The organism is Ruegeria sp. BHSA191, assembly GCF_059613325.1.
Genome location: NZ_JBXWSH010000005.1, coordinates 123,703 through 148,980 on the forward strand (window position 1 = coordinate 123,703; position 25,278 = coordinate 148,980).

The window sequence follows — 25,278 nt, forward strand, 5'->3', positions numbered from 1 at the left end:
TTACCAGTTGTCCTTGAACCAGCGCACGGCACGGCGGAACGGGCGCACGGCCGAGCTGTCGACCGGGGTTTCGAAATCCCACCATTCGTCCTGCGGATGCGCGGCAAACAGGGCCAATCCGACCGCCGAGGAAAAGCCGGGCCCCGTGGCCGATTGCGGCAGGCCGTGCACCCGCAGAGGCCGCCCCAGGCGGACCCGCTGGCCCAGAATGCGGCTGGCCAGCCCATCGAGGCCGGGAATCTGGCTGCCTCCTCCGGTCAACACGATCTGCTGGCTGGGCATGTGGTCGAACCCGGCGGCGTCCAGCCGCAGGCGGACCTCTTCCAGAATCTCTTCGACGCGGGGGCGCATGATGCCGATCAGTTCGGCACGGCTGACGGTGCGTCGGTCGTGTTCCCAGTCGCCGGTGTCCGCGCCGATGTCGATCATGTCGCGGTCATCGGCGCCAGTGGCATGAACGCCGCCATTGAAGGTCTTGATCCGTTCGGCGATGGTGGTCGAGACCCCCAGCCCCATCGAAATGTCACTGGTGACGTGATCGCCGCCCATGCGTACGCTGTCGGCATAGATCATGTGTTTTTTGATGAAGATCGACACGCCGGTCGATCCACCGCCCATGTCGATGCAGGCGGCGCCCAGTTCCTGCTCGTCCTCGACCAGCGCCGAAATTCCCGACACATAAGCCGAGTTGGCAATGCCCGCCAACTCCAGATCGCACCGCTTGATGCAGCGCACCAGGTTCTGGATGGCGACCGCATCGACGGTCAGCATGTGCATGTCCACGGCCAGCGTCTGCCCCATCTGCCCGCGCGGGTCGATCAAGCCCGAGCGGTTGTCGAGCGCGAAATTCACCGGCTGGGCATGCAGCACCTCGCGCCCCGCCCCATAGTCGGGCACGTCGCAAGCATTCAGAACGCGACCGATCTCGGCCTCGGTGACCTCGTGCCCGTCCAGGTCCACCTGCGCGTCCAGTCCATACGAGCGCGGATTGGCCCCCGAGAAACAGGCGATCACGTGATCGACCCGGATGTCGGCCATCTTCTGCGCCGCCTGCAGCGCTGTACGGATGGCGCGTTCGGTTTCCTGCATGGCCGTGATTTCGCCAAACCGCACCCCACGCGACCGGGTGGTGGCCGCGCCGATGACCCGAAACCCGGTCTGCCCGGCCAGCGAGCCGATCGAATTGTCCTCGCTCAGCCGACCGGTCCCGTCGAACCGCAGCACGAGGCAGGCAATCTTGGATGTCCCCACATCGAGGATCGCGACCACCCCCCGCTGCATGGCCTGCTGGCGCATCTGGCGCATCGCGCGCTGAGACTGATAAAGATCGGTCATCATCGTATTCACTGCCCGTTACCCGTTGTCACTTTTGTATTCCACCAGTCTGCGCTGGCGGCTTCGGTCATCCGAATGGTCGGGCGCGACCCGAGCCGCATATCGACCACGGCCACGTCCCGTTCCAGAAGATCCTGAACCTCGTTCACTGCCAGAACCCGCTCCAGCGCACGCACCGGGCGCTCGGTCGGCAGCATGATGCGCTGGTTGCGGTCCAGAACCAGATCCCAGCGCCGTTCGCCCACCCGCAGCAGGCCGCGCACACGGTCGCCCAGGCCGCGCGCGGTGCGCAGCAGTTCCAGCGCCTCGGCCACATGCTTGTCAGCACCCTCGCCCGCGATCAGCGGCAGATCGGGCCGCTCCGTCCGGCGAGCGATCGACGCCACATGCGCGCCGGTTTCGTCCAGCAGCTCGAGGCCTTCGCGCGTGCGCCATACGACGACCGGCTGACGCTCGACCACGTCCACCTGCAGGATACCGCCCGGCCGGATCCGCACGCTGGCCGACTTCACCGGATCCAGCCCGGTGATCGTTTCGCGGATCTGCTCGACATCCAAATCCCACGAACTGATGGGGAAATCGAGCGGCACCACCTCTCGAATGTCATCGGACAGGTCGGAACCCGCGCCGTCGATCGCCATCAGCTTGACCATGAATTCGGGACGTTCCTGGAAAGCGGTGATTACGCCGTCGACTTGCGCAGTCAGTGCTTCGCGCCGGGTCTCGTCGGCAAAGAACAGGCCAACGGCGGCGGCCAGAGCGCCCAGAGGCAGGCCGATCTTGAGGCCGCGCCGGATGCCTGGAGTCAGCATCCAGCGCTGCAGACGGTAGCTGAGGCGCGAAGGGGCGGGATCGGCACGCCCGGTGCGACGGCGGAACAGACGCCCACCGCGCAGGCGCAGCTTGGGATCAGACTGGGCCTTTGCATTGCCGCCAGCCTGAAATGTTGCATCCGGCCCCGCAAGGGGTTTGGGCCGATATACGTCTGGCGCGCGCGAGGCGGTCAACGATCGCATGAAGCGTCCTCGACCATCCAGGCGCAGAGCTGACCGAAGGTCATGCCCAGATGCGCGGCTTGTTCAGGCACCAGCGAGGTGGGGGTCATACCCGGCTGGGTGTTGGTCTCTAGTAGGAACAGGCCGTCTTCGCCCTTGGCGTCGTCCCAGCGGTAGTCGGTGCGACTGACGCCCCGGCACCCCAAAACCTGATGCGCGCGCAGGGCATAATCCATGCACAGCTCGAAGATACGCGGCGGGATATCGGCGGGCAGCACGTGGCGCGACCCGCCGGGCTTGTATTTGGCGTCGTAGTCATACCAGCCGTCGGTGAGGATCTCGGTCACGGTCAGGGCGCGGTCGCCCATCACGGTGACCGTCAGCTCGCGCCCGGCCACGTATTGCTCGACCATGACCTGTTCGGGCATGTCATCCGACAGCTGCGGCGGGCCGTTCGACCCCTCGAAAACAAGGTAGATCCCGACGCTCGATCCTTCGTTGTTGGGCTTGACCACATATGGCGCGGGCATGACGTGCCCCGCCATCACGTCCGATTTCGGAACGATCAAGCTGTTGGCCACCGGCAGGCCGGCCGCGCGGAAGACCTCTTTGCTGCGCTGTTTGTCCATGGCCAACGCCGAAGCCAACACGCCTGAATGCGTGTAGGGAATTCGCAGCCACTCCAGCAGACCCTGCACGCAACCATCCTCGCCCCAGCGGCCATGCAAGGCGTTGAAGACAACGTCGGGCTTGATGTCCTGCAAGCGCGCACAAAGGTCAGGACCGGCGTCCAGTTCGACGACCTCGATCCCTTCTCCCACAAGGGCGGCTGCGCATTCGCGCCCGCTGCTGAGAGACACCTCGCGTTCCGCCGAGGGGCCGCCCATCAATACCGCCACTTTGGGGTTTGTCCTGCTCGACCTACCCACGTTCGTGCGCCTCAATGTCCCCGGACCTTATCTGGTGGTCCGTATTTCGTTATGCCTTTGATCCGTCGCCTGAATTTGCCTGTTTTGGTCTGACGGTCGGGGCTTTAATCTGTCAGCGGATCACCGACCCGCATGATTTCCCACTCTAGCGTGATCCCGCTTGTTTCGTAAACCTTTTTTCGCACCTCTTCGCCCAGCCCTTCGAGGTCGGCGGCGGTGGCGTTTCCGGTGTTGATCAGGAAGTTCGAGTGCTTGGGGCTCATTTGTGCGCCCCCGCGTCGGGCGCCGCGCATTCCGGCGTCGTCGATCACCTTCCAGGCCTTCAGGTCGTGCACATCATCGGCCCGCCCGGTCGAGGAAAACCCGGCCGGATTGCGAAAGGTCGACCCGGCGCTGCGGTCCTTGGTGGGCTGGGTCTCGTCGCGCTTTTTCAGCTGCGCCTCCATCCGGGCGTGCAGGTCAGCCGGGTCACCCGCCGGGCCCTGGAACGTGGCCGACACCAACACCGCACCCTCGGGCAGGTCGGACTGGCGATAGCGGAAGTTCAGGTCGGCCGGCGTCAGCTCGACCAACTCGCCCTGCCGGGTGACGATGGTGGCCGATTTCAGAACATCCGCCGTATAGCTGCCGTAGCAACCGGCATTCATCCGCACGGCCCCACCGATGGAACCGGGGATGGTGCGCAGAAAGGTGAGGTCCACCCCCGCATCCGCCGCCTTGCGCGCGACATGCGCATCCAGTGCGGCCGCCCCTGCGGTGACTGTGGTGCCTTCGACCGAGATGCAGTTGAAGCCGCGCCCCAGTCGGATCACCACGGCCCGCAGCCCGCCGTCGCGGACGATCAGATTCGAGCCGACGCCCATCGGGAACACCGGCACCTCGGACGGAAGATCGCGCAGGAAAGCCTGCAAATCCTGAAGGTCAGCCGGCTGAAACAGATAATCCGCCGGGCCGCCAACACGCAGCCAGGTGAGGTCGTTCAGAGATCGGTTCGGCGTCAGGCGGCCTTGAGGCGTTGGCAAAGTGGTCATTGAGGCTAGATCGCGGATTCGGTGGGGCGTGGCAAGCCCGTTCCAAGACGCAGGTTCAAATCCGCCGCCGCAGCCACCGCCCAAGGTAGATCACGGGCCAACGCAGCACCGACATGCCGGCGGCCAGAACGAACAGGCCGACCCACGGGCCGTTTTCGTAAGTGACATAGCCCAGGATCGGGATGCCCACCGCGATCAGCGCATAGGCGCGGGTCCAGTGGTTGTCCTTGCTGGGGATCATGGCCAGCACATTGGCAGCGATGCCCCAAAGGGCGGCCAGTGCGATCGACCAACTCATTGCCCCACCTCGCGGCCCGACCATTTTCGCCAGTAATACCGGATGGGGTTGCGGAACATCGATACGAACCCAGCAAAGGCCAGCGCTCCGATCAACCAGCCATGGGCCACGCCAAGCCAGACGATCAGAACTGGTGCGCAGATCAGTAGTACGATGCCCGGCGGAAATTGCAGGCGCATCGGCAACAGCGCCACGACAGTGGCGCAGATCACCCAAAGGGCGGCAAAGAAAACGGAATAATCCATGGCTCTCTCCGCAAATGAGTCACATGCCAGGGCAGGAACACATCCGCAAGTTGTGCACCCAAATGCCTGCTAACGTCAAACGGCTTGTTTTACCTTCAGCCGGCCAGGCAGCGCATTGGCCCAGGCACTGATGGTGCCCGCGCCCAGGCAGACGACCATGTCGCCGGGCCGGGCCTGCTCGCGTACCAGACGCTCCAGGTCGCCTTCGTCCAGCAGCGCGCGCGCGTGGCGGTGGCCGTGACGGATCAGGCCCTGCACCAGATCATCGCGGCTGGCGCCTTCGATCGGATCCTCACCGGCAGAGAAGACCTCGGCAATGGCCACGACATCGGCGTCGTTGAAACAGGCGCAGAAATCGTCGAACAGGTTGGACAGACGCGAATAGCGGTGCGGCTGATGCACGGCGATCACGCGGCCTTCGGTCGCCTGACGCGCAGCCTTGAGCACCGCCGCGATTTCCACCGGGTGGTGGCCGTAATCGTCGATGATGGTGACGCCGTTAACCTCGCCCACCTTGGTAAAGCGGCGGTTGACGCCGCCGAAATTGGCCAGCGCATCGCGGATTTCAGCGGTCTTCATGCCCAGATGACGGGCCACGGCCACGGCTGAGAGCGCGTTCGAGACGTTGTGATCGCCCGGCATCGGCAGGGTGCAGCCCTCGATCACCGTGTCCTCGTATTGCAGGTGGATGTCGAAATGCGCAATGCCGCCCTTGTAGGTCAGGTTGACCGCACGCACGTCGGCCTGGGCGTTGAACCCATAGGTGCGCACGCGGCGGTCGGTGATGCGGCCCACCAGTGCCTGAACCTCGGCATGGTCGGTGCAGCACACCGCCAGACCGTAGAACGGGATGTTCGAGACGAAATCGTGGAAGCCCGCGCGCAGCCGGTCGAAATCGCCCCAATGCTCCATGTGCTCAGGGTCGATATTGGTCACGATGGCGATGGTCGCGGGTAGCCGGTTGAACGAGCCGTCGGATTCGTCGGCCTCGACCACCATCCACTCGCCCTGCCCCATCCGCGCGTTCGAGCCGTAAGCATGGATTACGCCGCCGTTGATGACGGTTGGGTCGAAATCGCCCGCCACCATCAGCTCGGCCATCATCGTGGTGGTCGTGGTCTTGCCGTGGGTACCGGCGATGGCAATGTTGGATTTCAGCCGCATCAGCTCGGCCAGCATGTCGGCACGGCGCACCACCGGCAGGCCCAATGCACGGGCGCCGTCCAGTTCTGGGTTGCCCGGCTTGATCGCGGTCGAAACGACAACCACGGCGGCATTGTCGAGGTTTTCAGCCCGCTGACCCACAAAAATCTCAGCCCCCAGCGACGCCAGACGGTCGGTGATCTTCGAGGCTTTAAGGTCTGATCCCTGCACCTGATACCCAAGGTTCAGCAGCACTTCGGCAATGCCCGACATCCCGATGCCGCCGATGCCCACGAAATGGATCGGTCCGACATCCTGCGGCAGTTTGGTTGCTGGATTCATGGGGTCTCCTTCTGCGCCAGCTGTTCGACAAGGGCCACCAGACGCTCGGTCGCGTCGGGCGCCCCGACAGACAGGGCGGCATGGGCCATTTTCTGTGCGGCTTTGGGGTTGGTCAGAACCAGTGCGATTTGCTCGGTCAGGGCGGGAACGTCAAGGGCCTTTTCGGGGATCATGATCGCCGCGCCCGCCTGTACCAGCCCGCGCGCATTGGCGGTCTGGTGATCGCCTGCTGCGGCAGCAAAGGGGATCAGGACCGAGGGCCGCCCGATCACCGAGATGTCAGCCACGCTCGACGCACCCGAGCGGCTGATCACCAGTTGCGCCTCGGACATGCGGCGGGGGACGTCGTGGAAGAAGGGTTGGACCTCGGCCAGAATCCCGTGTTCGGCGTAGAAAGCGGTGACCCGCTCGGCATCCTCCTCGCGCGCTTGGTGCGAAACGCGGATGTACCGGCGCAGGCTCTCGGGCAGTGCCGCGATGGCGCCGGGCACCACGTCGCTGAGGATGCGGGCGCCCTGGCTGCCGCCCATCACGAGCACCGACATCGGGTAATCTCCGGGCGGGATGTAAGGCGCGGCGGCGCGCTCCAGCACGGCGGCCCGGACGGGGTTGCCGGTGTGGATACCGTGGGCGCCCTCGGGCAGGTCGGTGGGCCAGACGCCGCAAGCCACATGCGCAACGCGGGTGGCGAACAGCTGGTTCACACGCCCCAGAACGCCGTTTTGTTCGTGGATCATGCGGGGCAGACGCAGCATCACCGCCGCGCTCAGCGCCGGGATCGACGGGTAGCCGCCGAACCCCACCACCACGTCCGGCCTGCTGCGCAGCAACTGGGCCGTCACCCCGGCAACTCCGGCCGCGATCCGGGGACCGGCCAGCGCCTTGGCCGCCAGCCCGCCGCGGGCGAATGTGGCCGAGGACACCTCGACAATCTCGGTAGAATGCGGGAAACCGCCCGTATAGCGCGCGCCGCGCGCGTCGGTGGACAGGCGCACGCGCCAACCCTTGTTCACCATGGCCTCAGCAAGCGCCTGAGCGGGGAACATGTGGCCCCCGGTTCCACCAGCCGCGATCAGCAAATAAGGGTTCGTCATCAGCTCCGTCCGCGCAGAATGTCGCCCAGTTCGCCCTGTGGGCGGGTGCGGGTGAAGGCCAGAAGCATGCCCAGCGCGATGCCGCCCGCGATCAGCGACGAGCCGCCATAGCTGACGAAGGGCAGTGTCATGCCCTTGGCCGGCAGCAGGCGCACGGCGACGCCCATGTTGATCATCGCCTGCACACCGAACATGCAGGCCAGACCGGTGCCCGCCAGACGGATGAACATGTCACGTTCGCGCATCAACCGCAGCAGCGAGCGCACGACGATCAGCGCATAAAGCGCGATGATGATCAGCACCAGGATCAGGCCGTATTCCTCGGCCGCCACGGCGATGATGAAATCGGTATGCGCATCGGGCAGCGACCATTTTACCTGCCCCTCTCCCACGCCAACGCCGAACAGGCCGCCCTCTCGGATGGCGTTGGTGGCATAACCCAACTGGGTGGTCGGATCGACTTCCTGGTTCAGGAAACCATCGATGCGCCGGGCGAAATGTTCGGAATTGGCGTAGGCGAACATGCCACCCAAGACGACCGCCCCCGCCATACCCAACAGCAGAAACATCGGCGCGCCGGCCACAAAATACATCACGCCCCAGCCGAACAGGATTAGACAGGCCTGACCGAAATCAGGCTGCATCACCAGCATGCCCACGATCGACAGGCACAGCGCGAAGGACCACAGCCGCCCCGGCGGACCGTTGATTTCTTGCGCCGCGGCCAGCAGCCAGGCGGCCACGACGATGAAGCCGGGCTTCAGAAACTCGGACGGTTGGACCGAGGCGAAGCCCAGCGAATACCAGCGCACCGCCCCCTTGCCGAAATCGGTCCCGAAGATCGGCAGAAAGGCCAGCGCCACGAAGGCCGCCAGAAAGCCCAGAACCGCCAGCCGTCGCACCAACGTGGGCGACATCATCGAGGTCAGCAGCATTGCGATCAGCGCCAGCGATCCAAACAACGCCTGCCGCTCGACATAGTGGAACGGATCGAACCCGTTTCGCTGCGCCAGCGGCGGCGATGAGGCCAGCCCCAGCAAAAGCCCGATCGCAAACAGGATCAGCACGCAGGACATCGTCCAGCGGTCAATCGTCCGCCACCATTTCGGAAGGATCGGTTCACCGCGCTGGTCCTGGACCGCGCCATACACCATCTCAGTCATGAGATACCGCCACTATCTGCCTCGTTACCGTCCCGTTTTCGGGATCTGTTCAAGAGTCTACAGGGAAAATGCACCTCAGGCCAGCCTCTTCCTCTTGTCATTGGCGTCAATCCGCGCCAAGGGCGGGGGATGCGATTTGACACGATCATACTGGGCGCCGGAGCCGCCGGCATGATGTGCGCCGCCCATTGCGGCGGTCGTGTTCTGGTGATCGACCACGCCAAGGCGCCGGGGGAAAAGATCCGCATCTCGGGCGGTGGGCGGTGCAACTTTACCAACCTCCACGCCGGGCCGCAGAACTTTCTGTCGCAGAACCCGCATTTCTGCAAATCGGCCCTGGCACGATACACCCAGTGGGACTTCATCGACCTCGTAGGCCGCCACGGCATCGCCTGGCATGAAAAGACGCTGGGGCAGCTGTTCTGCGACGGCTCATCGAAGCAGATCATCGCCATGCTGCTGGCCGAGATGGACCGCGCGGGCGCCGAGCTGTGGTTGCATACGTCGCTGCGCGATCTGCGAAAGACCGAAACCGGATTTTCCCTATCGGTCGAGCGCGAGGGCGCGCGGCACGACCTGAGCTGTGCCAACCTGGTGGTGGCCACAGGGGGCAAATCCATCCCCAAGATGGGTGCGACTGGGCTGGCCTATGACATTGCTGCACAGTTCGGCCTGCGCGTGACAGAAACCCGCGCGGCCTTGGTGCCGTTCACCTTTCCGGATGGGCGGTTCAAGGACCTGTCCGGAGTTTCCGTCCCCGCGCGACTGTCGAATACGCGCGCAAGTTTCGAAGAGGCGCTGCTGTTCACCCATCGCGGCCTGAGCGGGCCAGCAGTGCTGCAACTCTCCTCGTACTGGCGCGAGGGCGAGGCGATCCGGGTCAACCTGATCCCCGAGTTGTCCCTGTTGGACCTGCTGCGCGAACGGCGACAAAGCGCCGGCCGGAAGGCCCTGACCACGGAACTCGCGCGCCACCTGCCCGCCCGCCTGGTCGAGTATCTGAGCGCCCAGATCCCGATGCACGGCAATCTGGCCGATCAATCGGACGCGGCACTGCAGACACTGAACGATGTACTGTCCGACTGGGCGCTGACCCCTGCGGGCACCGAAGGGTACCGCACCGCCGAGGTCACCTTGGGCGGCATCGACACGGATGGCCTGTCGTCCAAAACGATGGAGGCCAGGGATGTCCCCGGCCTCTTTGCGATTGGCGAAGCGGTGGATGTCACCGGATGGCTAGGGGGATACAATTTTCAGTGGGCGTGGTCCTCGGGCCACGCCGCCGGAAAAGCAATCGCCGCTCGCGTTTAGCCTACGACGTTGTAGCCGCGGCCGCGCATACAGTTGCGCACGATGACTTCCTGCTTTTGCGTGTTCGAGATGGCGCTGGCGCCCGCGCCCACCAATGCACCGGCCACGGCCGCACGGCCCAGATCGCTGGCGCTGTCGTCGATGATGGCCTTGGTGCCGGCCACCCCGGCCGCACCGACCGCGGCACTGCGCGCGGTATTGGCGTCGACGGTGCCCTGCTGGCGCGCAAGGGCCTGACACTGGGCCAGGTCAGCGTTGTAGTTGGGGCTGACCGGACCATCGACGATAGGCTGGTAGTTCGCGCCGACATCGGCGCAGGCCGCCACAGTCAGAAGCGCGGGCAGGATCAGGGAAAGCTTACGGTTCGGCATCGTTTTGACCTCGTGTCTGTTTCGCCTGACGCAAATCTGGATTTTTGAGGCGCGTCAAGCCGATGGCGGTTCACCTTGGCGCAATCGGCGGTTCATTGCAAATGTCGGGATCACAACCGCTGTTTCACCTGCGCCACGAAATCATCGCCGCGCTGTTCAAAATTGTCGTACTGGTCGAAACTGGCCGCCGCGGGGGCTAGCAGTACAGTTTCACCCGGCGCGGCGTCGCACATGGCCTGCTCCACCGCCTCGGCCATGGTGGTGCAGACGCGGGTTTCGACCGACAACTGCATGGCAAACGCGGCCGCCTCGCGCCCGATCACATAGGCGCACAGAACCTCGTCGGTCGCGTCGTTCAGCGCGGCAATGCCGCCCTCTTTCTCAAGCCCGCCGCAGATCCAGCGGATCTTCCTGAACGCGCCCAGCGCCTTGACCGCGCTGTCGACATTGGTGGCCTTGGAATCGTTTACGAAGGTCACGCCATTCGCCTCAGCGATGATCTGGCTGCGGTGCGGCAGACCCGGATAGCTGTGCATCGCGTCCTCGATCATCTTGGGCGCCAGCCCCAGCGCGCGGCAGGCAGCATAGGCCGAACACGCATTTTGATGGTTGTGGGTGCCGGGCAGGCCCTTGATGCCGCGCAGGTCGATCGAAGCGGCCTGCCGCCCTTTGCGGTATTCCGACAGGAACCCCTTGCGGGCAAAGACCTGCCAGCCCGGGCCGGCCAATTTGCGCGCCACCGAGACGCGGATCACCCGGTCGTCGCCCGGCCCTTCGGCAAGTTGCCCTGCCAAAAAAGCGCCTTCGATCTCGTCCACGCCGATCACGGCGCGGTCGGGACCGCCTTCGGAGAACAGGCGGCGTTTGGCGGCGAAATAGCCGCCCATGCCCCCGTGCCGGTCCAGATGGTCGGGCGAGAGATTGGTGAACACCGCCACGTCGGGCGTCAGCGCACGCGCCAGCTCGGTCTGATAGCTGGAAAGCTCCAGCACCACCACAGATCCATCGCCGCAGGGCTCGATATCCAGCACCCCGCGCCCGATATTGCCCGCCAGTTGCGCCTCGCGCCCCGACTGGGTCAGGATGTGGTGGATCAGCGCGGCCGTGGTCGATTTCCCGTTCGAACCGGTGACGGCGACCACACGCGGCGGCACATCGAACTTGTCCCATTCGGCACCGCCCAACGAGCGGAAGAACAGACCAATGTCATTGTCGACCGGTACGCCAGCCTGCAGTGCGGCGGCAACAACCGGGTTCGGTTCGGGATAAAGATGGGGAATGCCGGGCGAAACGATCAAGGTGGCGATCGCGTCAAAGGCGCCCTGCCGTCGCAGGTCCTGACACATGAACCCCTCGGCCTCGGCCTTTTCGCGCGCGGCAGGGTTGTCATCCCAGCACACCGGCTCGGCCCCACCAGCCCGCAATGCGTGCGCCGTGGCCAGGCCCGACCGCCCCAGCCCCAGAACCGCAACCTTATGTCCTGAAAACCCTTTGACCGGGATCATGCCGCGCACCTTCTTCCATCTGCCAATGCGCCGCCACCCTGTACCGAAGAATTGACCCTTGGCAAGGGCGGCGTCAGGCTCGCGCCCTTGGCGCGAGCCGGGCCCAACGGGTACAGGCGGGCCGCAGGCCTGCTGCGCCCGGCGGGAGCCTTACCGTACTTTCAGCGTCGCCAGACCGATCATCGCCAGGATCAGCGAGATGATCCAGAATCGGATCACGATGGTCGGTTCGGCCCAGCCTTTTTTCTCATAGTGGTGATGGATCGGCGCCATCAGGAACACCCGCCGCCCGGTGCGTTTGTAATACAGCACCTGGATGATCACGCTCAGCGCCTCGACCACGAACAGGCCGCCGACAATGGCCAGAACCAGCTCGTGCTTGGTGGCGACCGCGATGGCGCCCAGTGCGCCGCCCAAGGCCAGCGATCCGGTATCCCCCATGAATACCGCGGCGGGCGGCGCGTTGTACCACAGAAACCCAAGCCCGCCGCCAAACAGCGCGGCGGTGAAGATCAGTATCTCACCCGTGCCAGGGACGTAGTGTACATCCAGATATTCGGTAAAGTCGACGCGTCCGACCGCATAGGCGATCACACCCAAAGTCGAGGCCGCGATCATCGCGGGCATGATGGCCAGCCCGTCCAGCCCGTCGGTCAGGTTAACGGCATTCGCCGCCCCCACGATCACCACGATCGAGAACGGAATGTAGAAGATACCCAGATTGATCAGCGTGTCCTTGAAGATCGGCACGGCCAACTGGTTCTGCAGCATCTCCGGGTGGTGCAGAGTCGCCCACAGCGCGGCCAGCGCGGCGATGATGATGCCCAAAGCCAGGCGCATCCTGCCGGAAACGCCCTTGGTATTCTGCTTGGACACCTTGGCATAATCGTCCGCGAATCCGATGGCCGCATAGGCCAGCGTCACGAACAGAACCATCCAGACATAGGGGTTGTCCCAACGCGCCCACAACAGGGTCGACGTCACCAGTGCCCCCACGATCAGCAGCCCGCCCATCGTGGGTGTGCCGGCCTTGGAAAAATGCCCTTCGGGGCCATCATCGCGAATCGGCTGGCCCTTGCCCTGTTTCCGGCGCAGCACGTTGATCAGCGGCTTGCCGAATAGAAAGCCAAAGATCAGTGCCGTCAGAAAGGCGCCGCCTGCGCGGAACGTGATATAGCGGAAGAGGTTGAAAAAATCCCCTCCATCCGACAGGGCGGTCAACCAATACAGCATCCAAAAGCCTTTCTCACACGGCGGTCATGGGTGGTCATGCGTCAAGCGCGCCCACTTGCCCCATTTTCCGCAGTCCGTCAACAATCCGTGCCAGCGCCATGCTGAGCGAGCCCTTTGCCAGAACCGCATCGCCCGCCTGAACCAGACCCGGTAGATGCCGGGCCATTTCGGCGCTGGTTTCGAACCACAGGCCACGCTTGCCCTCGGGCAAGGCCCCGTGCAGCGCCTGCATCAGCGGCCCGATGCAATGCACCTTGTCGATCCGTACCATAGCAGGCACATCCGCCAGCCCTGCGTGCATGGCGCGCTCTTGTGATCCCAGCTCCTTCATGTCGCCCAGAAAGGCGATGCGCCGTGCGCCCTGCGCCGCCGCCAGCACATCCAGCGCCGCCGCCATCGAGGTCGGATTGGCGTTGTAACTGTCATCCAGCAGTTCGATCTGCCCGCCATCCGGCAATGTCACCATCTCGCGCACGCCCCGCCCCGTAACCGGCGCCCATTTGGCCAGGCCGGCAATGGCCGCGTCCAGATCGATACCCAGCGCGACACAGGCGGCAAGCGCGCCCAGGCCGTTCATGGCAAAATGCGTCCCCGCCGATTGCACGCCGAAGGAAATAGGTCGGCCGAAGGCCTCGGCGGTCACGTGGATGTCTGTGGGCGACTGGGTAACGTCAATCAAACGGTAATCCGACGCGGTGCGGCCGAAGTCCACGATCACAGCGCCATGTCGGGCGGCGCAGGTGCGCAGGATGTCGGTATGATCCAGGTCGGCGTTTACGATTGCGGCGCCGCCGGCCTCCAATCCTTCGAAGATGGCGGCCTTTTCGTGGGCTATGCCGGCAACCGACTCAAACGCCTCGAGGTGAACCGCGGCGACCGTGGTGACCAGCGCCACATGCGGGCGGGCCTGCCGCGCGAGGGGTGCAATTTCGCCGGGGTGGTTCATGCCGATCTCGATCACCGCATATTCGGTGTCGCGCGGCATCCGGGCCAGAGTCAGCGGTACACCCCAATGGTTGTTGTAGCTAGCGACGCTGGCATGGGTGCGGCCCTGATCCGACAGGATGGTCGCCAGCATCTCCTTGGTCGAGGTCTTGCCGACACTGCCCGTCACCCCGACCACGCGGGCCTTGCACCGGTCACGGGCGGCGCGGCCCAGCGCCTCGAGGGCGGTCTGTACGTCATTGACGATCAACAGTGGCGCATCGTGGGCCACACCATCGGGCACCCGCGAGACCAGCGCGGCGGCGGCCCCCTTTTCCAGCGCCTGCGCCACGAAATCATGCCCGTCGCGCGCAGCTTTCAACGCCACGAACAGGTCGCCCGGTTGCAGCGTGCGCGTATCGATGGACACGCCGCGCGCCTGCCAATCGGTCGTGGCCCGTCCGCCCGTCGCGGCGGCGGCCTCGGATGCAGTCCAGAGTGTCATGCGACCCTCCCGTCCAGTGCGGCCACGGCGATGCTAGCCTGTTCCACGTCATCGAACGGCAGAACCTGGTCACCCACGATCTGCCCGGTCTCGTGCCCCTTGCCCGCGATCAGCAGCGCATCGCCCGGTTGCAATGCATCTATGCCGCGCAGGATGGCTTCGGCCCGGTCGGCAACCTCGGTCGCGTCGGGGGCCCCGGCCATCACCGCGGCGCGGATGGCGGCGGGGTCTTCCGAGCGCGGGTTGTCGTCGGTGACAAAGACGATATCGGCGTTCTCGGCCGCGGCGCGGCCCATCAGCGGGCGCTTGGTCGCATCCCGGTCGCCGCCCGCGCCGACGATGGCGATCAACCGGCCCATCACATGCGGGCGCAGCGCCTGCAAGGCGGTGATCACAGCGTCGGGCGTGTGTGCGTAATCGACGAACACCGCCGCGCCGCTGCTGCGCGTCGCGGCCAACTGCATCCGCCCCCGCACCGTAGTCAGATGCGGCAGGGTGTCGAAGACATGCTCAGCCTCGTCTCCGCTGGCGATGACCAGCCCGCAGGCCAGCAGAACGTTTTCGGCTTGAAACCCGCCGATCAGGTTCAGCCGGGTCTGGAAGGTCTTGCCGCGCCAGGCAAAGCGCAAATCCTGCCCGGTGGCGTCAAACCGTTGATTCAAAAGGCAAAGGTCAACATCCCCGCTGCCCACGGTCAGAACTGTCTGACCGCGTGCTTGCGCCATATCACGGATCGCGCCCCCTTTCGGGTCATCCATGTTGATGACCGCCGTTCCGTCCTGCGGCAGAACCCGGTCGAACAGGCCGGCCTTGGCGGCGAAATACGCCTCGAACGTCGCGTGATAGTCCAGGTGATCCTGGGTGAAATTCGAAAACCCCGCCGCCGTCAAATGCACGCCGTCCAGCCGGCGCTGGTCCAGCCCATGCGACGAGGCCTCCATCGCGGCGTGGGTCACGCCCGCCTCGGCGGCCTCGGCCAGACAGCGATGCAGGGTGATGGGTTCGGGCGTGGTATGGGCTAGCGGTGCCGTCCAGGCGCCTTCGACTCCTGTAGTGCCGAGATTGACGGCCATATGGCCCAGCTCGGTCCAGATCTGTCGCACGAAGGTCGAAATCGAGGTCTTGCCGTTGGTGCCGGTGACCGCCACCATGGTGCGCGGCTGCGCCCCGAACCACAATGCGGCGCTATATGCCAGCGTCTGGCGCGGGTCCTGCACCACCACTAGGGCGGCGTCCGAGGCGCCCAGTTCATCAGCGGCGATCCGCGCGCCCTCGGCATCGGTTAGGATGGCGGCAGCCCCCATACGCAGGGCATATTGGATGAATTCGCCCCCATGCACGCGCGTCCCCGGCAGCGCCGCGAACAGAAAGCCGTCCTTGACCTGACGGCTGTCCACGGCCAGCCCGGTAATCTCCGGGTCGGCACCGCCGCGCGCGGTCAGGGCCAGCTGGCTGAGTTTCTTTGACCTTGCGCCCATGACCCACCTCTGTCGGACTGCCTAATTCGAGGTCAGCGTTATAGCAGCGCGATCCTCAGGCTCAAGCCGCGGACGCAAGCCCAGCAGCGGCGCGATGCGGCCGATCAGCTCGGCCGCCACGGGCACCGCCGTCCAGCCTGCCGTGCGGCGCTTTTCGCCGTAGGCCAGGATCGACGGTTCATCCAGCGCAACGATCAGTACATATTTCGGATCATAGGCCGGAAAGACCGAGGCGAAGGTAGCGATCACCTTGTCATCATAGTAACCGCCGCGCGGCTTGGGCTTGTCGGCGGTTCCGGTTTTCCCGGCCACGGCATAACCCGGCACGTCACCAAAGCTGGCGGTTCCGTCCGTTACCACCCTGCGCAGCATCATCAGCGATTGCTGTGCGGCATTTTCCGACATCACGCGCGGCCCGTATTGCGGCCCATTGCGGCGCAGGATCGTGGGGCTGACATAATGCCCGCCATTGGCGATTGCGGCATAGCCCGCCGCCAGATGCATCGCGCTGGTCGACAGGCCGTGGCCGTAGGAAATGGTGACGGTGCTCAGTTCACCCCATTTCTTGGGCTTGAGCGGTACACCGCCCTTGGCCTCGACGATCTCGAACGGCGTGGGGTCGAACATGCCCAGCGCGTCCAGGAACTGTTGCTGGCGCTCGGCACCGATCTGCAGCGCCAACCGCCCCGTGCCGCGGTTCGAACTGTGCACGATCACATCGGCGACGCTGATCTTGCCGTAATTCTTGCCGTTGAATTCGCCGATCGGGAAACGCCCGATTTTCATCGGACCGGAGGTGTCGATGATCGTGTCGGCATTGACCAGACCCAGATCGACCGCTTGCGCGGCAGTGAAGATCTTGAAAACCGAGCCCAGCTCGTAAACACCCTGCACATAGCGGTTGAACAGCGGGCTGTCCGAAGGATCGAACCCCGAGGTCGGCGGGCGCGGACGGTCGTTCGGGTCGAACGATGGCAGCGACGCAGCAGCGATCACTTCGCCGGTATGGGCGTTCATCAGCACGGCCGAAGCGCCCTTGGCGTTCATGATCTTCATGCCGCCGTCCAGAACTTGTTCCACCGCCGCCTGAACGGTCAGGTCCAGCGACAGCTGTAGCGGTTTGTTGCCGTTGGCCGGGTCGCGCAGATAGTCATCGAACTGTTTTTCCACCCCGGCCACACCGATCACCTCGGCAGCCGAGACGCCTTCGCGCCCAAAGCCCGACCCGCCCAGGATATGCGCGGCCAGCCGGCCGTTGGGATAGAGCCGCATCTCGCGCGGGCCGAACAGGATCCCCGGATCGCCGATGTCATGAACTGCCTGCTTTTGTTCCGGTGAGATGCGTTTCTTGATCCAGAGGAATTTGCGCTTGCCGGTGAAGTCCTTGATCAGGCGGTCCTTGTCCAGATCGGGAAAGATCGCGGCCAGCTTTTCCGCGGCGCCGATCGGGTCGATCATCAGCGGCGGCTGGGCATAAACGGAATAGGTATCCAGATTGGTGGCCAGGATCCGCCCGTGCCGGTCGACGATATTGGCCCGCTGCATCGCGATCGAGGCGCCGGGGGCGCTGGCGACGGGTTCCTGCGCCTCGGACGTGGCCAAAACGCCCATGCGGAACCCCACGACACCGAAGGCCAAAAAGAAGAACACGCCCAGAACCAACAACCGCCCCTCGGCGCGGGCGCGGGCGCGGTCTTTCATCTCTTCATGGCGGCGGCGGATGTTCTCGCGCTCGATCACCTTGGGGTTTTCACCGCGGGCGCGGGCCTCAAGGATGCGGGCAAGCGGGCGGAGGGGTGTGCGTGTCATGGGATTTGCACCTCGCCCAGGGCCTGAGTGTCGGTGATCGCCTGCAGTTCGATCGGGTCGGCGATGGGTAGGTCGGGATCCTCGGCATAGGCGATCTGGTCGGCGCGCCCGAATTGCTCGGCGCGCAGCGGCAGCAGGCCCAGACGCTCGAAATTCAAGTCGGCCAATTCACGCAGGCGGTCGGGGCGATTCAGATAGGCCCATTCGGCCTGCAATATTGCCAGTCGCGCCTGCGCCGCGCCGATCTGGCGCTGCAAGGACTGGGTTTCCTTCAATACTTGCTGGGTGCGGTAGTTTTCCTGATAGGCCCACAGGGCCAACCCGAAAACGCCCAAGGCAGTCAACGCAAACAGAATACTCTTCATCTTGCCTTTCCCCCGATTATGGGCATGCCGATGGCGCGGGCATCAATTTCCCCCGCCGGAGCATCGGTACGAACAGCAACCCGCAACTTGGCCGAGCGTGCGCGCGGGTTGTCCTGCAACTCCTGCGCATCGGGGCCGATGGCCTTGCGGGTCTTCAACGTGAATTGCGGCTGATCCTGCCGGATCTCGGGCGCATAGCGGTTGGCACGGCCGGTCTTGCCCGCGCGCGATTGAAAAAAACGTTTGACCATGCGGTCCTCGACCGAGTGGAAGGTGACAACGGCCAGTTGCCCGCCCGACTTTAACGCTCGCTCGGCGGCCATCAGGCCCTGAAACAGTTCCTCGTATTCGGCATTCACCGCAATGCGCAGCGCCTGGAATGACCGCGTGGCCGGGTGGGACTGCCCGGGTTTGGCGCGCGGCAGACAGGATTCGACGATTTCGGCCAGACGCAGGGTGGTGGTGATGGGTGCCTCGGCACGGGCTTTGACGATGGCGCGCGCGATGCGACGGCTGGCGCGCTCTTCGCCATAGTGGAACAGGATGTCGGCCAGTTGCGTCTCGGTGGCGGTGTTGACCAGATCGGCTGCGCTTTCGCCCTCCTGACTCATGCGCATGTCCAGCGGGCCGTCCTTCATGAAGGAAAAGCCACGCTCGGCCTGGTCCAGCTGCATGGACGAGACGCCGAGATCCAGCACCACGCCGTCAAGGTCGCTGGCATATTCATCCATTCGAGAGAAAACACCCGGCTGCATCACCAGCCGGTCGCCATATTCCGCTGCCCAATCCGCCGCCATTTCAAACGCCAAGGGGTCCCGATCGACACCGATCACCTTGTCGGCGCCGGCCTCAAGCAGCCCTCGCGTGTATCCGCCCGCACCAAAGGTACCATCCAGCCAAGTGCCCGAAACCGGCTGGACCGCGTCCAGCAAGGGGCGCAGCAGAACGGGAATATGGGGCTTGTCGCTGGGAGTGTGATCCGCGCCGGCCATGCCGTCACGCACCTTCGATGCCATCAAGTAACTGCATCGGATCGAAATCCTCGGGCAGGTCGTCCAGCCATTCTTCGGTAGCGGCCAGTTCCTCCGCCTCGTAAGTCTCAGGCTTCCAGATCTGGAACGTGTCGCCCGCGGCGATGAAGAACGCCTCGCCCTCAAGCCCGATCTTGTTGCGCAGCTTGGCCGGCAGAACAAGGCGTCCGGTTTCATCGACTGTGGTCGGGAAGGACTGTCCGTGGAACAGGCGCTGCAACATCTTTCGCTGCATCGAACCGCGCGGCAGCGCGTCGATCTTGGCATCGACCTCGTCGATCGCCTCCATCGTATAGCATTCAAGGTATTTACGGCGATGGTCGCCATAGACGATCACCAGTTCGGGATTGCCGCCGGGCTGCCAGTTGGGGTCCGAGGCCTCGAGCACGCGGCGAAATGAGGCCGGGATCGACACCCTGCCCTTCGCGTCCACCTTGTGGTGGCTTTCACCTCTGAACCTGCGCGCCAAGACGACTGTCCCTTTCGCTTGCGCCCCACCAAAAATCGCATCCCCCGGATGAAAAACGGCGGGTTGATCTGCTGCCACTGATCAACCCGCCGCATTGACCCGCTTTGCGGGATGTCCAGCTGCGCGCGCCACCTGGGGGGATGTCTGCTCGCCCGCGCGCCGGATCTGTTGAGTGATGAAAGCGAGATGCCTGTATGAAACCTGTTTGTTATTTGGTTCGGGGTCGTTTGGCGCCCCATGTGCCTCGTCCTCATCGGATGAATAAGGGATGCCATGGGAATTCATGGAAATCAATGAGAAATTTTCCCCGAATCCAGATCCACACTGGAATACCACTCATTCCGCCAATCTACAAACAGCTCATTTGCACCGCTAGTTGTAGCTATCTTCAAAACGCACACAATATATAGACCATTTCTTCACTGAAGACTTTTTCCCATGAATTCCCAACTTTTTTCGGATGCTCATCACCAAAACCGGATTTTTTAGCGAAATCTCCCTGATCGACCCGAATCACTGCGCCTCTCAGCCCGGCAGACCAAGCCGTTTTCCAGGTCGATCCCACGAAATCCCGCATCTCCCGTTTGATCCCATGCACACCCATTGATGTGGCCTGCCCGAGTTCAAGGCATCTCAAGAACGCTGAAATCTCAACTTTTCGCGCGTAAATTTTTGGCAAAATTGACAAGGCGGCTTTTGCCCCACGTCGTGACACACACAGGGCATCTGCGAAAAACCCATATTTTATTGGCATCTTTGGGCTGCAGTGAGGATTCTCCCGTCAATCTATGCATTTGCTGCATAGCGGCATTGAGGGTGCTCGGTATTGTGCACCCGCAGCATTCGCTTATTTTCGGTTTCAAGAAAACGCCGTGGACACGCGGCAGTCACTCAAACGGATTAGGTAACGAACATGGCAGTCGCATCCACCAACAGCGCAGTCAAAAGCGCCTCGGCATTCCGCTTCGCGTCGCTGATCGAAGCTGCAAAAACCCGTTTCGCACGGTACCGCCTGTACCGCCAGACTCTGAACGAACTGTCCGAGCTGTCGGATCGCGAACTGGCCGACCTGGGCCTGCACCGCTCGATGATCCGTCGCCTGGCCATGCAGGCCGCCGAGGAACAGTACGCGCGCTGAGCGCAACGAAATACCGAGATCAGGTCCACTCCTCCTCCCATAGGACCTGTATTTCAGCGGCAGCATCTCTCCTCCTCCCTGGTGCTGCCGCACCCTATACCGGCCCCAACCTGCCGGAAGCCGATACATCGGGGCTCTCCTCCTCCCTGCCCTGATGTTGAAAGCGCGCGGCGGCGTCCTCCTCCTCCCTGACGTCGCCGCGCACTTCGAGATACCGGGCAAGACCCGGGAACGGATGCATCGGGTTCTCCTCCTCCCTTCCCGATGTGAAAAGAGCGCGGTGGCACCCCTCCTCCTCCCTGGTGTCACCGCGCGCTTCAGATACCGGGCAAAACCCGGGTTCGGATGCATCAGGGCTCTCCTCCTCCCTGCTCTGATGTTGCCAAGAACGGCGGTTCCCCTCCTCCTCCCTGGGAACCGCCGTTTTTTATTTCGGGCATGAAAAAGGCGCCACGGGCATGCCCGGGCGCAAAACAACAAATCTAGCATGTGCCGGCAGGCACATTCCGCTGGATCAGAACGGCACGTCGTCCTTGGCGGTCAGGAAGCGGGCGACGACCTTCTTTGTCCCGGCCTTGTCGAACTCGACCTCAACCTTGTCCCCCTCGATCCCGACCACGCCGCCATAGCCGAACTTCTGGTGGAACACCCGCTCGCCCAGCGTGAAGCTGGCCACGGCCGTCACGTCGATCACGGTGTCGCGGGATTCGCGCGGCTGCGACATGCCGTATTGGCCCTGCCGCGCCTGCATCCGTTTCCAGCCGGGCGAGTTGTAGACGTTGGCCTGCGCCGCGCGCGTTTCGATGCCTGCCGACATCTGACCGCCGCCATAGAGGCCCGGAGGCGTTAGCACCTCGACATGATCCTCGGGCAACTCGTCGATGAAGCGCGAGGGCATCGCGTTCTGCCATTGCCCGAACACGCGCCGGTTGGCGGCGAAGGAAATGGTGCAGACCTCTTCGGCGCGGGTGATGCCGACGTAGGCCAACCGCCGTTCTTCCTCGAGCCCCTTGAGACCGGATTCGTCCATCGACCGTTGCGAGGGGAACAGCCCGTCCTCCCACCCCGGCAGGAACACGGCCGGAAACTCCAGCCCCTTGGCTGCGTGCAGGGTCATGATCGAGACCTTGGGCCCACCGCTGTCCTGTTCGTTGTCCATTACCAGGCTGACATGTTCCAGGAAGCCTTGCAGATTCTCGAAATTGTCCAGCTGGTTGACCAGTTCCTTGAGGTTTTCCAGCCGGCCCGGCGCCTCGGGTGTCTTGTCGTTCTGCCAGTGCGCGGTATAGCCGGATTCGTCCAGCACGATCTGCGCCAGTTCGATATGCGACACCTCGGGCGGGCCGTAGCGAACAGGTGCAGTGCCGTCGTCGATGACCGCATCATCCTCGATCTCGATCCGCGGGCCGCGGGTCATCGCGTTCCAGCGCGCCAGCCCGTCGACCAGTTCGCGCAGGGCAGCGGCGCCCTTGCCCTTGATCAGCCCTTGTTCCACCGCCATCCGCGCGCCCTGAACCAGTGACACGCCATGTTCGCGCGCGGTACGCTGGATCGTCTGCTGCGCCTTGTCGCCCAGGCCGCGCTTGGGGGTGTTCACGATCCGCTCGAAGGCCAGATCGTCCTCGGGGGAAACCACCAGCCGGAAATAGGCCATGGCATCCCGGATCTCCATTCGTTCATAGAATCGCGGGCCGCCGATCACCTTGTAGGGCAGGCCGATGGTCAGGAATCGGTCCTCGAAGGCGCGCATCTGGTGGCTGGCGCGCACGAGGATGGCGATTTCATCGAGATCAAATTTTTGGAAAGGCTCCTCCAAAGAAAGCCCTTCCCGTTTCCGCATTGTTAATTCCCAAACGAGGTCCTTGTTGTTTTCTTCCGCCCAAAAGCCTTCGTCCGCAAAGAAGCTGTCGTGCTCCTTTAACTGCTCAAGTACCTGCTCTCTGCTATTTAGCTTTCGCAGTGCACCCAGCTCATCAAGACGCTCCACTTCCCTCATCATTTGTTCTGATCGAGAGTTTTGCCTGCGTTTAGCTATTGAAGAATTTCCACTAACGAGGTCTTCGATCTGTTCTCCGATCCAGCGGGCCTCTTCTTCGCCATCCCAATGGCCGATCAGTCGGACCTTTTCGCCGTTTTTTGCAGCAGTCCACAACTCCTTGCCCAGACGGCTTTCATTGCCGCGAATGACGTTCGAGGCGGCAGCCAGAATGTGCGGGGTCGAGCGGTAGTTCTGTTCCAGCCGCACCACATGGGCGCCGGGAAAGTCCTTTTCGAACCGCAGGATGTTGCCCACCTCGGCCCCGCGCCAGCCATAGATCGACTGGTCGTCGTCGCCCACGCAGCAGATGTTCTTGTGCCCGCCCGCCAGCAGCCGCAGCCACAGGTATTGGGCGATGTTGGTGTCCTGGTATTCGTCCACGAGGATGTAGCGAAACCAGCGCTGGTATTGCTCCAGCACGTCCGCGTGGGTCTGGAAGATGGTGACCATGTGCAACAGCAGGTCGCCAAAATCCACTGCGTTCAGCTCACGCAGGCGGGTCTGGTATTGGGCATAAAGCTCGACGCCCTTGTTGTTGTAGGCCCCGGCATCGGCGGTGGGGACCTTGTCGGGCGTCAGGGCACGGTTCTTCCAGTCGTCGATGATGCCGGCCAGCATCCGCGCGGGCCAGCGCTTGTCGTCGATGTTCGCCGCCTGCACCAGCTGCTTGAGCAGGCGCAGCTGATCGTCGGTATCCAGAATGGTGAAGTTCGACTTCAGCCCCGCCAGTTCCGCATGGCGGCGCAGCAGCTTGACACAGATCGAGTGGAAGGTGCCCAGCCACGGCATTCCCTCGGCGGGCTGGCCCAGCAGGCGGCCGACCCGTTCCTTCATCTCGCGCGCGGCCTTGTTGGTGAAGGTTACGGCCAGAATCTCGTTCGGGCGGGCCCGCCCGGTGTTCAGCAGATGTGCGATGCGGGTGGTCAGGGCCTTGGTCTTGCCGGTGCCCGCCCCGGCCAGCATCAGGATTGGGCCATCCAATAGCTCGACCGCCTCGCGCTGGGCCGGGTTCAATTCATTCAAGTAGTCCGCCTCGGGCCGAAGCGCGGCCATGGCGCGGGCCGACAGCGAAGCGCCTTCGAAGGCGTCATTTTCATCGAAACTGCTCATGCGCCCAAACTAAGCCGGAAGCGCGCCGAGGGAAAGGGTTTGTTCACGGCTTGTTCGCACGATCTTTCAGATTTTCCACCCGATGGCTGCATTGCTGCGGGGCTTGGGGTGCATCTGTCTGAAACCCTTGCCGAATCGGGCCTCAGGTCGGATCAATCGACATGGACCTGCACAGCACCTATCCGGGGATCGAGGATCTGAAGCGCCGCGCACGCCGTCGGCTGCCGCGCTTTGTCTGGGACTATGTCGACAGCGGCACCGGGGCTGAGACCGCGCTCAGACGCAACCGGGCGGCGCTGGACCGCATCGGGTTTCTGCCCGCCATCCTGAAAGGCCCGCTGGAATTCGACACCGGCACCCGCTTTTCGGGGCGCGACTACCCCCTGCCCTTCGGCATGGCTCCGATCGGGATGTGCGGGCTGGTCTGGCCTGGGGCCGAAGCGCTGATGGCCCGCGCCGCCGCGCAGGCGGGCATTCCCTATGTTCTGTCCACTGTCGCCAGCCAAAGCCCCGAGGACATGGCCCCGCATATCGGCCCAGACGCCTGGTTCCAATTGTACCCGCCCAAGGACCCCGAGATTCGTACCGACCTGCTGAACCGCGCCCGGTCCGCCGGGTTCGGCACTCTTGTGCTGACGGTCGATGTGCCCGTGGCCTCGCGCCGGGAACGGCAGACCCGCTCGGGCCTGACCCATCCGCCGCGCCTGACGCCGCGCCTGCTGGCGCAGATCGCCGCCCGCCCGGCTTGGGCCTGGGGCATGGCGCGTCACGGCAAGCCCCGGATGCGCACGCTGGACAAATATATCGACGGCACCGCCAACCTGCCGCCCACGGCGCATATCGGATACCTGCTCAGGACCTCTCCGGGCATGGATTATGTCAAGTGGTTGCGCGACCACTGGCAGGGGCCGCTCATCATAAAGGGCGTGCTGCGCCCCGATGATGCCGAGCGGCTGAAGAAGGCCGGGATCGACGCTCTGTGGGTGTCGAATCACGGTGGCCGCCAGTTCGATGGCGCGCCGGCCAGCATCGACATGCTGCCCGCAATCCGCGCTGCGACCGACCTGCCGCTGATCTTCGACGGCGGCGTTTCGGGCGGGCTGGATATTCTGCGGGCGCGCGCCTTGGGCGCCGATCTGGTCATGCTGGGGCGGGCTTTCCTCTATGGCGTTGCAGCATTGGGCGCGCGCGGCCCGGCCCATGTCATCGACATTCTGCGGCAGGATATGCTTGCAAATATGGGACAATTGGGCGCCGCAACGCTAAAAGATCTTCCGGATGTTACCGCAAACATTGATGCCGCGATGCAGCACGTGCCATAAAACGCCGCAATAGGCGGCGTTTGCGAGCGATAACATGCCGGTTCTACCCAGAACTACAGATATATCTGCGTGCAAACTCGGTCTATTAACACGG

The 25,278-nt window shown here is 63.9% G+C and carries 23 protein-coding genes; 3 read left to right on the forward strand and 20 right to left on the reverse strand.

The window, feature by feature from the left end; translation table 11 throughout:
* The 9 genes from ftsA to ftsW form a co-directional block, all read right to left on the reverse strand.
* A complete protein-coding gene (gene ftsA / locus AC2FNS_RS07415; protein WP_496678843.1) occupies positions 1-1,335 on the reverse strand; it encodes a cell division protein FtsA in 1,335 nt (444 codons plus the stop codon).
* Between the two features lie 8 nt (positions 1,336-1,343).
* On the reverse strand, positions 1,344-2,351 hold the full coding sequence (locus tag AC2FNS_RS07420) for a cell division protein FtsQ/DivIB (RefSeq protein WP_496711491.1): 1,008 nt from the start codon (positions 2,349-2,351) through the stop codon (positions 1,344-1,346).
* The gene (locus AC2FNS_RS07425; protein WP_496686006.1) at positions 2,339-3,259 is read right to left on the reverse strand and encodes a D-alanine--D-alanine ligase; all 921 of its coding nucleotides are present in this window, start codon (positions 3,257-3,259) and stop codon (positions 2,339-2,341) included. Before AC2FNS_RS07425 ends, AC2FNS_RS07420 begins: the two co-directional genes overlap by 13 nt.
* Before the next feature lie 104 nt (positions 3,260-3,363).
* A complete protein-coding gene (gene murB, locus AC2FNS_RS07430) occupies positions 3,364-4,290 on the reverse strand; it encodes a UDP-N-acetylmuramate dehydrogenase (RefSeq protein WP_496711492.1) in 927 nt (308 codons plus the stop codon).
* Between the two features lie 55 nt (positions 4,291-4,345).
* On the reverse strand, positions 4,346-4,588 hold the full coding sequence (locus tag AC2FNS_RS07435) for a DUF2484 family protein (RefSeq protein ID WP_170371537.1): 243 nt from the start codon (positions 4,586-4,588) through the stop codon (positions 4,346-4,348).
* Positions 4,585-4,833 (reverse strand): DUF2484 family protein, encoded by a 249-nt coding sequence (locus tag AC2FNS_RS07440; RefSeq protein ID WP_490359448.1) that lies wholly within the window; start codon positions 4,831-4,833, stop codon positions 4,585-4,587. Before AC2FNS_RS07440 ends, AC2FNS_RS07435 begins: the two co-directional genes overlap by 4 nt.
* 75 nt (positions 4,834-4,908) lie before the next feature.
* Positions 4,909-6,318 (reverse strand): UDP-N-acetylmuramate--L-alanine ligase, encoded by a 1,410-nt coding sequence (gene murC / locus AC2FNS_RS07445; protein WP_496711493.1) that lies wholly within the window; start codon positions 6,316-6,318, stop codon positions 4,909-4,911.
* Positions 6,315-7,412, reverse strand: a complete 1,098-nt coding sequence (locus tag AC2FNS_RS07450; protein WP_496711494.1) for a UDP-N-acetylglucosamine--N-acetylmuramyl-(pentapeptide) pyrophosphoryl-undecaprenol N-acetylglucosamine transferase — start codon at positions 7,410-7,412, stop codon at positions 6,315-6,317. Before AC2FNS_RS07450 ends, murC begins: the two co-directional genes overlap by 4 nt.
* On the reverse strand, positions 7,412-8,575 hold the full coding sequence (ftsW, locus tag AC2FNS_RS07455) for a putative lipid II flippase FtsW (RefSeq protein WP_496685996.1): 1,164 nt from the start codon (positions 8,573-8,575) through the stop codon (positions 7,412-7,414). The genes AC2FNS_RS07450 and ftsW overlap by 1 nt, the downstream gene beginning before the upstream one ends.
* A 129-nt stretch (positions 8,576-8,704) precedes the next feature.
* Between ftsW and AC2FNS_RS07460 the strand changes: the two genes are divergently transcribed.
* Complete coding sequence (locus AC2FNS_RS07460) at positions 8,705-9,886, forward strand: BaiN/RdsA family NAD(P)/FAD-dependent oxidoreductase (RefSeq protein ID WP_496711495.1); 1,182 nt, start codon at positions 8,705-8,707, stop codon at positions 9,884-9,886.
* Here the strand turns inward: AC2FNS_RS07460 and AC2FNS_RS07465 are convergent.
* The 10 genes from AC2FNS_RS07465 to AC2FNS_RS07510 all read right to left on the reverse strand — a co-directional run bounded on the left by AC2FNS_RS07465 (position 9,883) and on the right by AC2FNS_RS07510 (position 20,330).
* Positions 9,883-10,257 (reverse strand): glycine zipper family protein, encoded by a 375-nt coding sequence (locus AC2FNS_RS07465; RefSeq protein WP_496678832.1) that lies wholly within the window; start codon positions 10,255-10,257, stop codon positions 9,883-9,885. The two genes, AC2FNS_RS07460 and AC2FNS_RS07465, sit on opposite strands and share 4 nt — an antisense overlap.
* 110 nt (positions 10,258-10,367) lie before the next feature.
* Positions 10,368-11,762 carry a UDP-N-acetylmuramoyl-L-alanine--D-glutamate ligase gene (murD, locus tag AC2FNS_RS07470; protein WP_496711496.1) on the reverse strand — a complete coding sequence of 465 codons (1,395 nt, stop codon included), beginning with the start codon at positions 11,760-11,762 and terminating at the stop codon, positions 10,368-10,370.
* Between the two features lie 150 nt (positions 11,763-11,912).
* Complete coding sequence (mraY, locus tag AC2FNS_RS07475) at positions 11,913-12,995, reverse strand: phospho-N-acetylmuramoyl-pentapeptide-transferase (protein WP_496678829.1); 1,083 nt, start codon at positions 12,993-12,995, stop codon at positions 11,913-11,915.
* A gap of 34 nt (positions 12,996-13,029) precedes the next feature.
* Positions 13,030-14,424 carry a UDP-N-acetylmuramoyl-tripeptide--D-alanyl-D-alanine ligase gene (locus AC2FNS_RS07480; RefSeq protein WP_496711497.1) on the reverse strand — a complete coding sequence of 465 codons (1,395 nt, stop codon included), beginning with the start codon at positions 14,422-14,424 and terminating at the stop codon, positions 13,030-13,032.
* Positions 14,421-15,902 carry a UDP-N-acetylmuramoyl-L-alanyl-D-glutamate--2,6-diaminopimelate ligase gene (locus AC2FNS_RS07485; protein ID WP_496711498.1) on the reverse strand — a complete coding sequence of 494 codons (1,482 nt, stop codon included), beginning with the start codon at positions 15,900-15,902 and terminating at the stop codon, positions 14,421-14,423. Before AC2FNS_RS07485 ends, AC2FNS_RS07480 begins: the two co-directional genes overlap by 4 nt.
* Before the next feature lie 21 nt (positions 15,903-15,923).
* Entirely contained in the window at positions 15,924-17,711 is a 1,788-nt protein-coding gene (locus AC2FNS_RS07490; protein ID WP_496678824.1) for a peptidoglycan D,D-transpeptidase FtsI family protein, read from the reverse strand.
* Complete coding sequence (gene ftsL, locus AC2FNS_RS07495) at positions 17,708-18,076, reverse strand: cell division protein FtsL (RefSeq protein ID WP_496685989.1); 369 nt, start codon at positions 18,074-18,076, stop codon at positions 17,708-17,710. The genes AC2FNS_RS07490 and ftsL overlap by 4 nt, the downstream gene beginning before the upstream one ends.
* Entirely contained in the window at positions 18,073-19,068 is a 996-nt protein-coding gene (gene rsmH, locus AC2FNS_RS07500) for a 16S rRNA (cytosine(1402)-N(4))-methyltransferase RsmH (protein WP_496711521.1), read from the reverse strand. Before rsmH ends, ftsL begins: the two co-directional genes overlap by 4 nt.
* Positions 19,069-19,072: 4 nt before the next feature.
* A complete protein-coding gene (gene mraZ, locus AC2FNS_RS07505) occupies positions 19,073-19,576 on the reverse strand; it encodes a division/cell wall cluster transcriptional repressor MraZ (protein WP_496711500.1) in 504 nt (167 codons plus the stop codon).
* A gap of 388 nt (positions 19,577-19,964) precedes the next feature.
* A complete protein-coding gene (locus tag AC2FNS_RS07510) occupies positions 19,965-20,330 on the reverse strand; it encodes a hypothetical protein (protein ID WP_496711501.1) in 366 nt (121 codons plus the stop codon).
* A gap of 159 nt (positions 20,331-20,489) precedes the next feature.
* Between AC2FNS_RS07510 and AC2FNS_RS07515 the strand changes: the two genes are divergently transcribed.
* Entirely contained in the window at positions 20,490-20,714 is a 225-nt protein-coding gene (locus AC2FNS_RS07515; RefSeq protein ID WP_496685980.1) for a DUF1127 domain-containing protein, read from the forward strand.
* Between the two features lie 514 nt (positions 20,715-21,228).
* On the opposite strand, the gene AC2FNS_RS07520 is transcribed toward AC2FNS_RS07515, so the two are convergent.
* A complete protein-coding gene (locus tag AC2FNS_RS07520; RefSeq protein ID WP_496711502.1) occupies positions 21,229-23,862 on the reverse strand; it encodes an ATP-dependent helicase in 2,634 nt (877 codons plus the stop codon).
* 161 nt (positions 23,863-24,023) lie between these two features.
* Here AC2FNS_RS07520 and AC2FNS_RS07525 point away from each other — a divergent pair, with 161 nt between their 5' ends.
* The gene (locus AC2FNS_RS07525; RefSeq protein ID WP_496711503.1) at positions 24,024-25,184 is read left to right on the forward strand and encodes an alpha-hydroxy acid oxidase; all 1,161 of its coding nucleotides are present in this window, start codon (positions 24,024-24,026) and stop codon (positions 25,182-25,184) included.
* Positions 25,185-25,278 lie beyond the last annotated feature (94 nt).

Excerpts from the sequence above, each read along its gene's own strand:
- rsmH (WP_496711521.1), bottom strand. The coding sequence starts at position 19,068 with ATGGCCGGCGCGGATCACACTCCCAGCGACAAGCCCCATATTCCCGTT.
- AC2FNS_RS07520 (WP_496711502.1), bottom strand. The coding sequence starts at position 23,862 with ATGAGCAGTTTCGATGAAAATGACGCCTTCGAAGGCGCTTCGCTGTCG.
- AC2FNS_RS07435 (WP_170371537.1), bottom strand. The coding sequence starts at position 4,588 with ATGAGTTGGTCGATCGCACTGGCCGCCCTTTGGGGCATCGCTGCCAAT.
- AC2FNS_RS07460 (WP_496711495.1), top strand. The coding sequence starts at position 8,705 with ATGCGATTTGACACGATCATACTGGGCGCCGGAGCCGCCGGCATGATG.
- AC2FNS_RS07480 (WP_496711497.1), bottom strand. The coding sequence starts at position 14,424 with ATGACACTCTGGACTGCATCCGAGGCCGCCGCCGCGACGGGCGGACGG.
- mraY (WP_496678829.1), bottom strand. The coding sequence starts at position 12,995 with ATGCTGTATTGGTTGACCGCCCTGTCGGATGGAGGGGATTTTTTCAAC.
- murB (WP_496711492.1), bottom strand. The coding sequence starts at position 4,290 with ATGACCACTTTGCCAACGCCTCAAGGCCGCCTGACGCCGAACCGATCT.
- murD (WP_496711496.1), bottom strand. The coding sequence starts at position 11,762 with ATGATCCCGGTCAAAGGGTTTTCAGGACATAAGGTTGCGGTTCTGGGG.
- AC2FNS_RS07515 (WP_496685980.1), top strand. The coding sequence starts at position 20,490 with ATGGCAGTCGCATCCACCAACAGCGCAGTCAAAAGCGCCTCGGCATTC.
- AC2FNS_RS07465 (WP_496678832.1), bottom strand. The coding sequence starts at position 10,257 with ATGCCGAACCGTAAGCTTTCCCTGATCCTGCCCGCGCTTCTGACTGTG.
- AC2FNS_RS07525 (WP_496711503.1), top strand. The coding sequence starts at position 24,024 with ATGGACCTGCACAGCACCTATCCGGGGATCGAGGATCTGAAGCGCCGC.
- AC2FNS_RS07420 (WP_496711491.1), bottom strand. The coding sequence starts at position 2,351 with ATGCGATCGTTGACCGCCTCGCGCGCGCCAGACGTATATCGGCCCAAA.
- ftsL (WP_496685989.1), bottom strand. The coding sequence starts at position 18,076 with ATGAAGAGTATTCTGTTTGCGTTGACTGCCTTGGGCGTTTTCGGGTTG.
- AC2FNS_RS07450 (WP_496711494.1), bottom strand. The coding sequence starts at position 7,412 with ATGACGAACCCTTATTTGCTGATCGCGGCTGGTGGAACCGGGGGCCAC.
- AC2FNS_RS07440 (WP_490359448.1), bottom strand. The coding sequence starts at position 4,833 with ATGGATTATTCCGTTTTCTTTGCCGCCCTTTGGGTGATCTGCGCCACT.
- murC (WP_496711493.1), bottom strand. The coding sequence starts at position 6,318 with ATGAATCCAGCAACCAAACTGCCGCAGGATGTCGGACCGATCCATTTC.
- ftsA (WP_496678843.1), bottom strand. The coding sequence starts at position 1,335 with ATGACCGATCTTTATCAGTCTCAGCGCGCGATGCGCCAGATGCGCCAG.
- AC2FNS_RS07485 (WP_496711498.1), bottom strand. The coding sequence starts at position 15,902 with ATGGGCGCAAGGTCAAAGAAACTCAGCCAGCTGGCCCTGACCGCGCGC.
- ftsW (WP_496685996.1), bottom strand. The coding sequence starts at position 8,575 with ATGACTGAGATGGTGTATGGCGCGGTCCAGGACCAGCGCGGTGAACCG.
- AC2FNS_RS07490 (WP_496678824.1), bottom strand. The coding sequence starts at position 17,711 with ATGACACGCACACCCCTCCGCCCGCTTGCCCGCATCCTTGAGGCCCGC.
- AC2FNS_RS07510 (WP_496711501.1), bottom strand. The coding sequence starts at position 20,330 with ATGCCAATAAAATATGGGTTTTTCGCAGATGCCCTGTGTGTGTCACGA.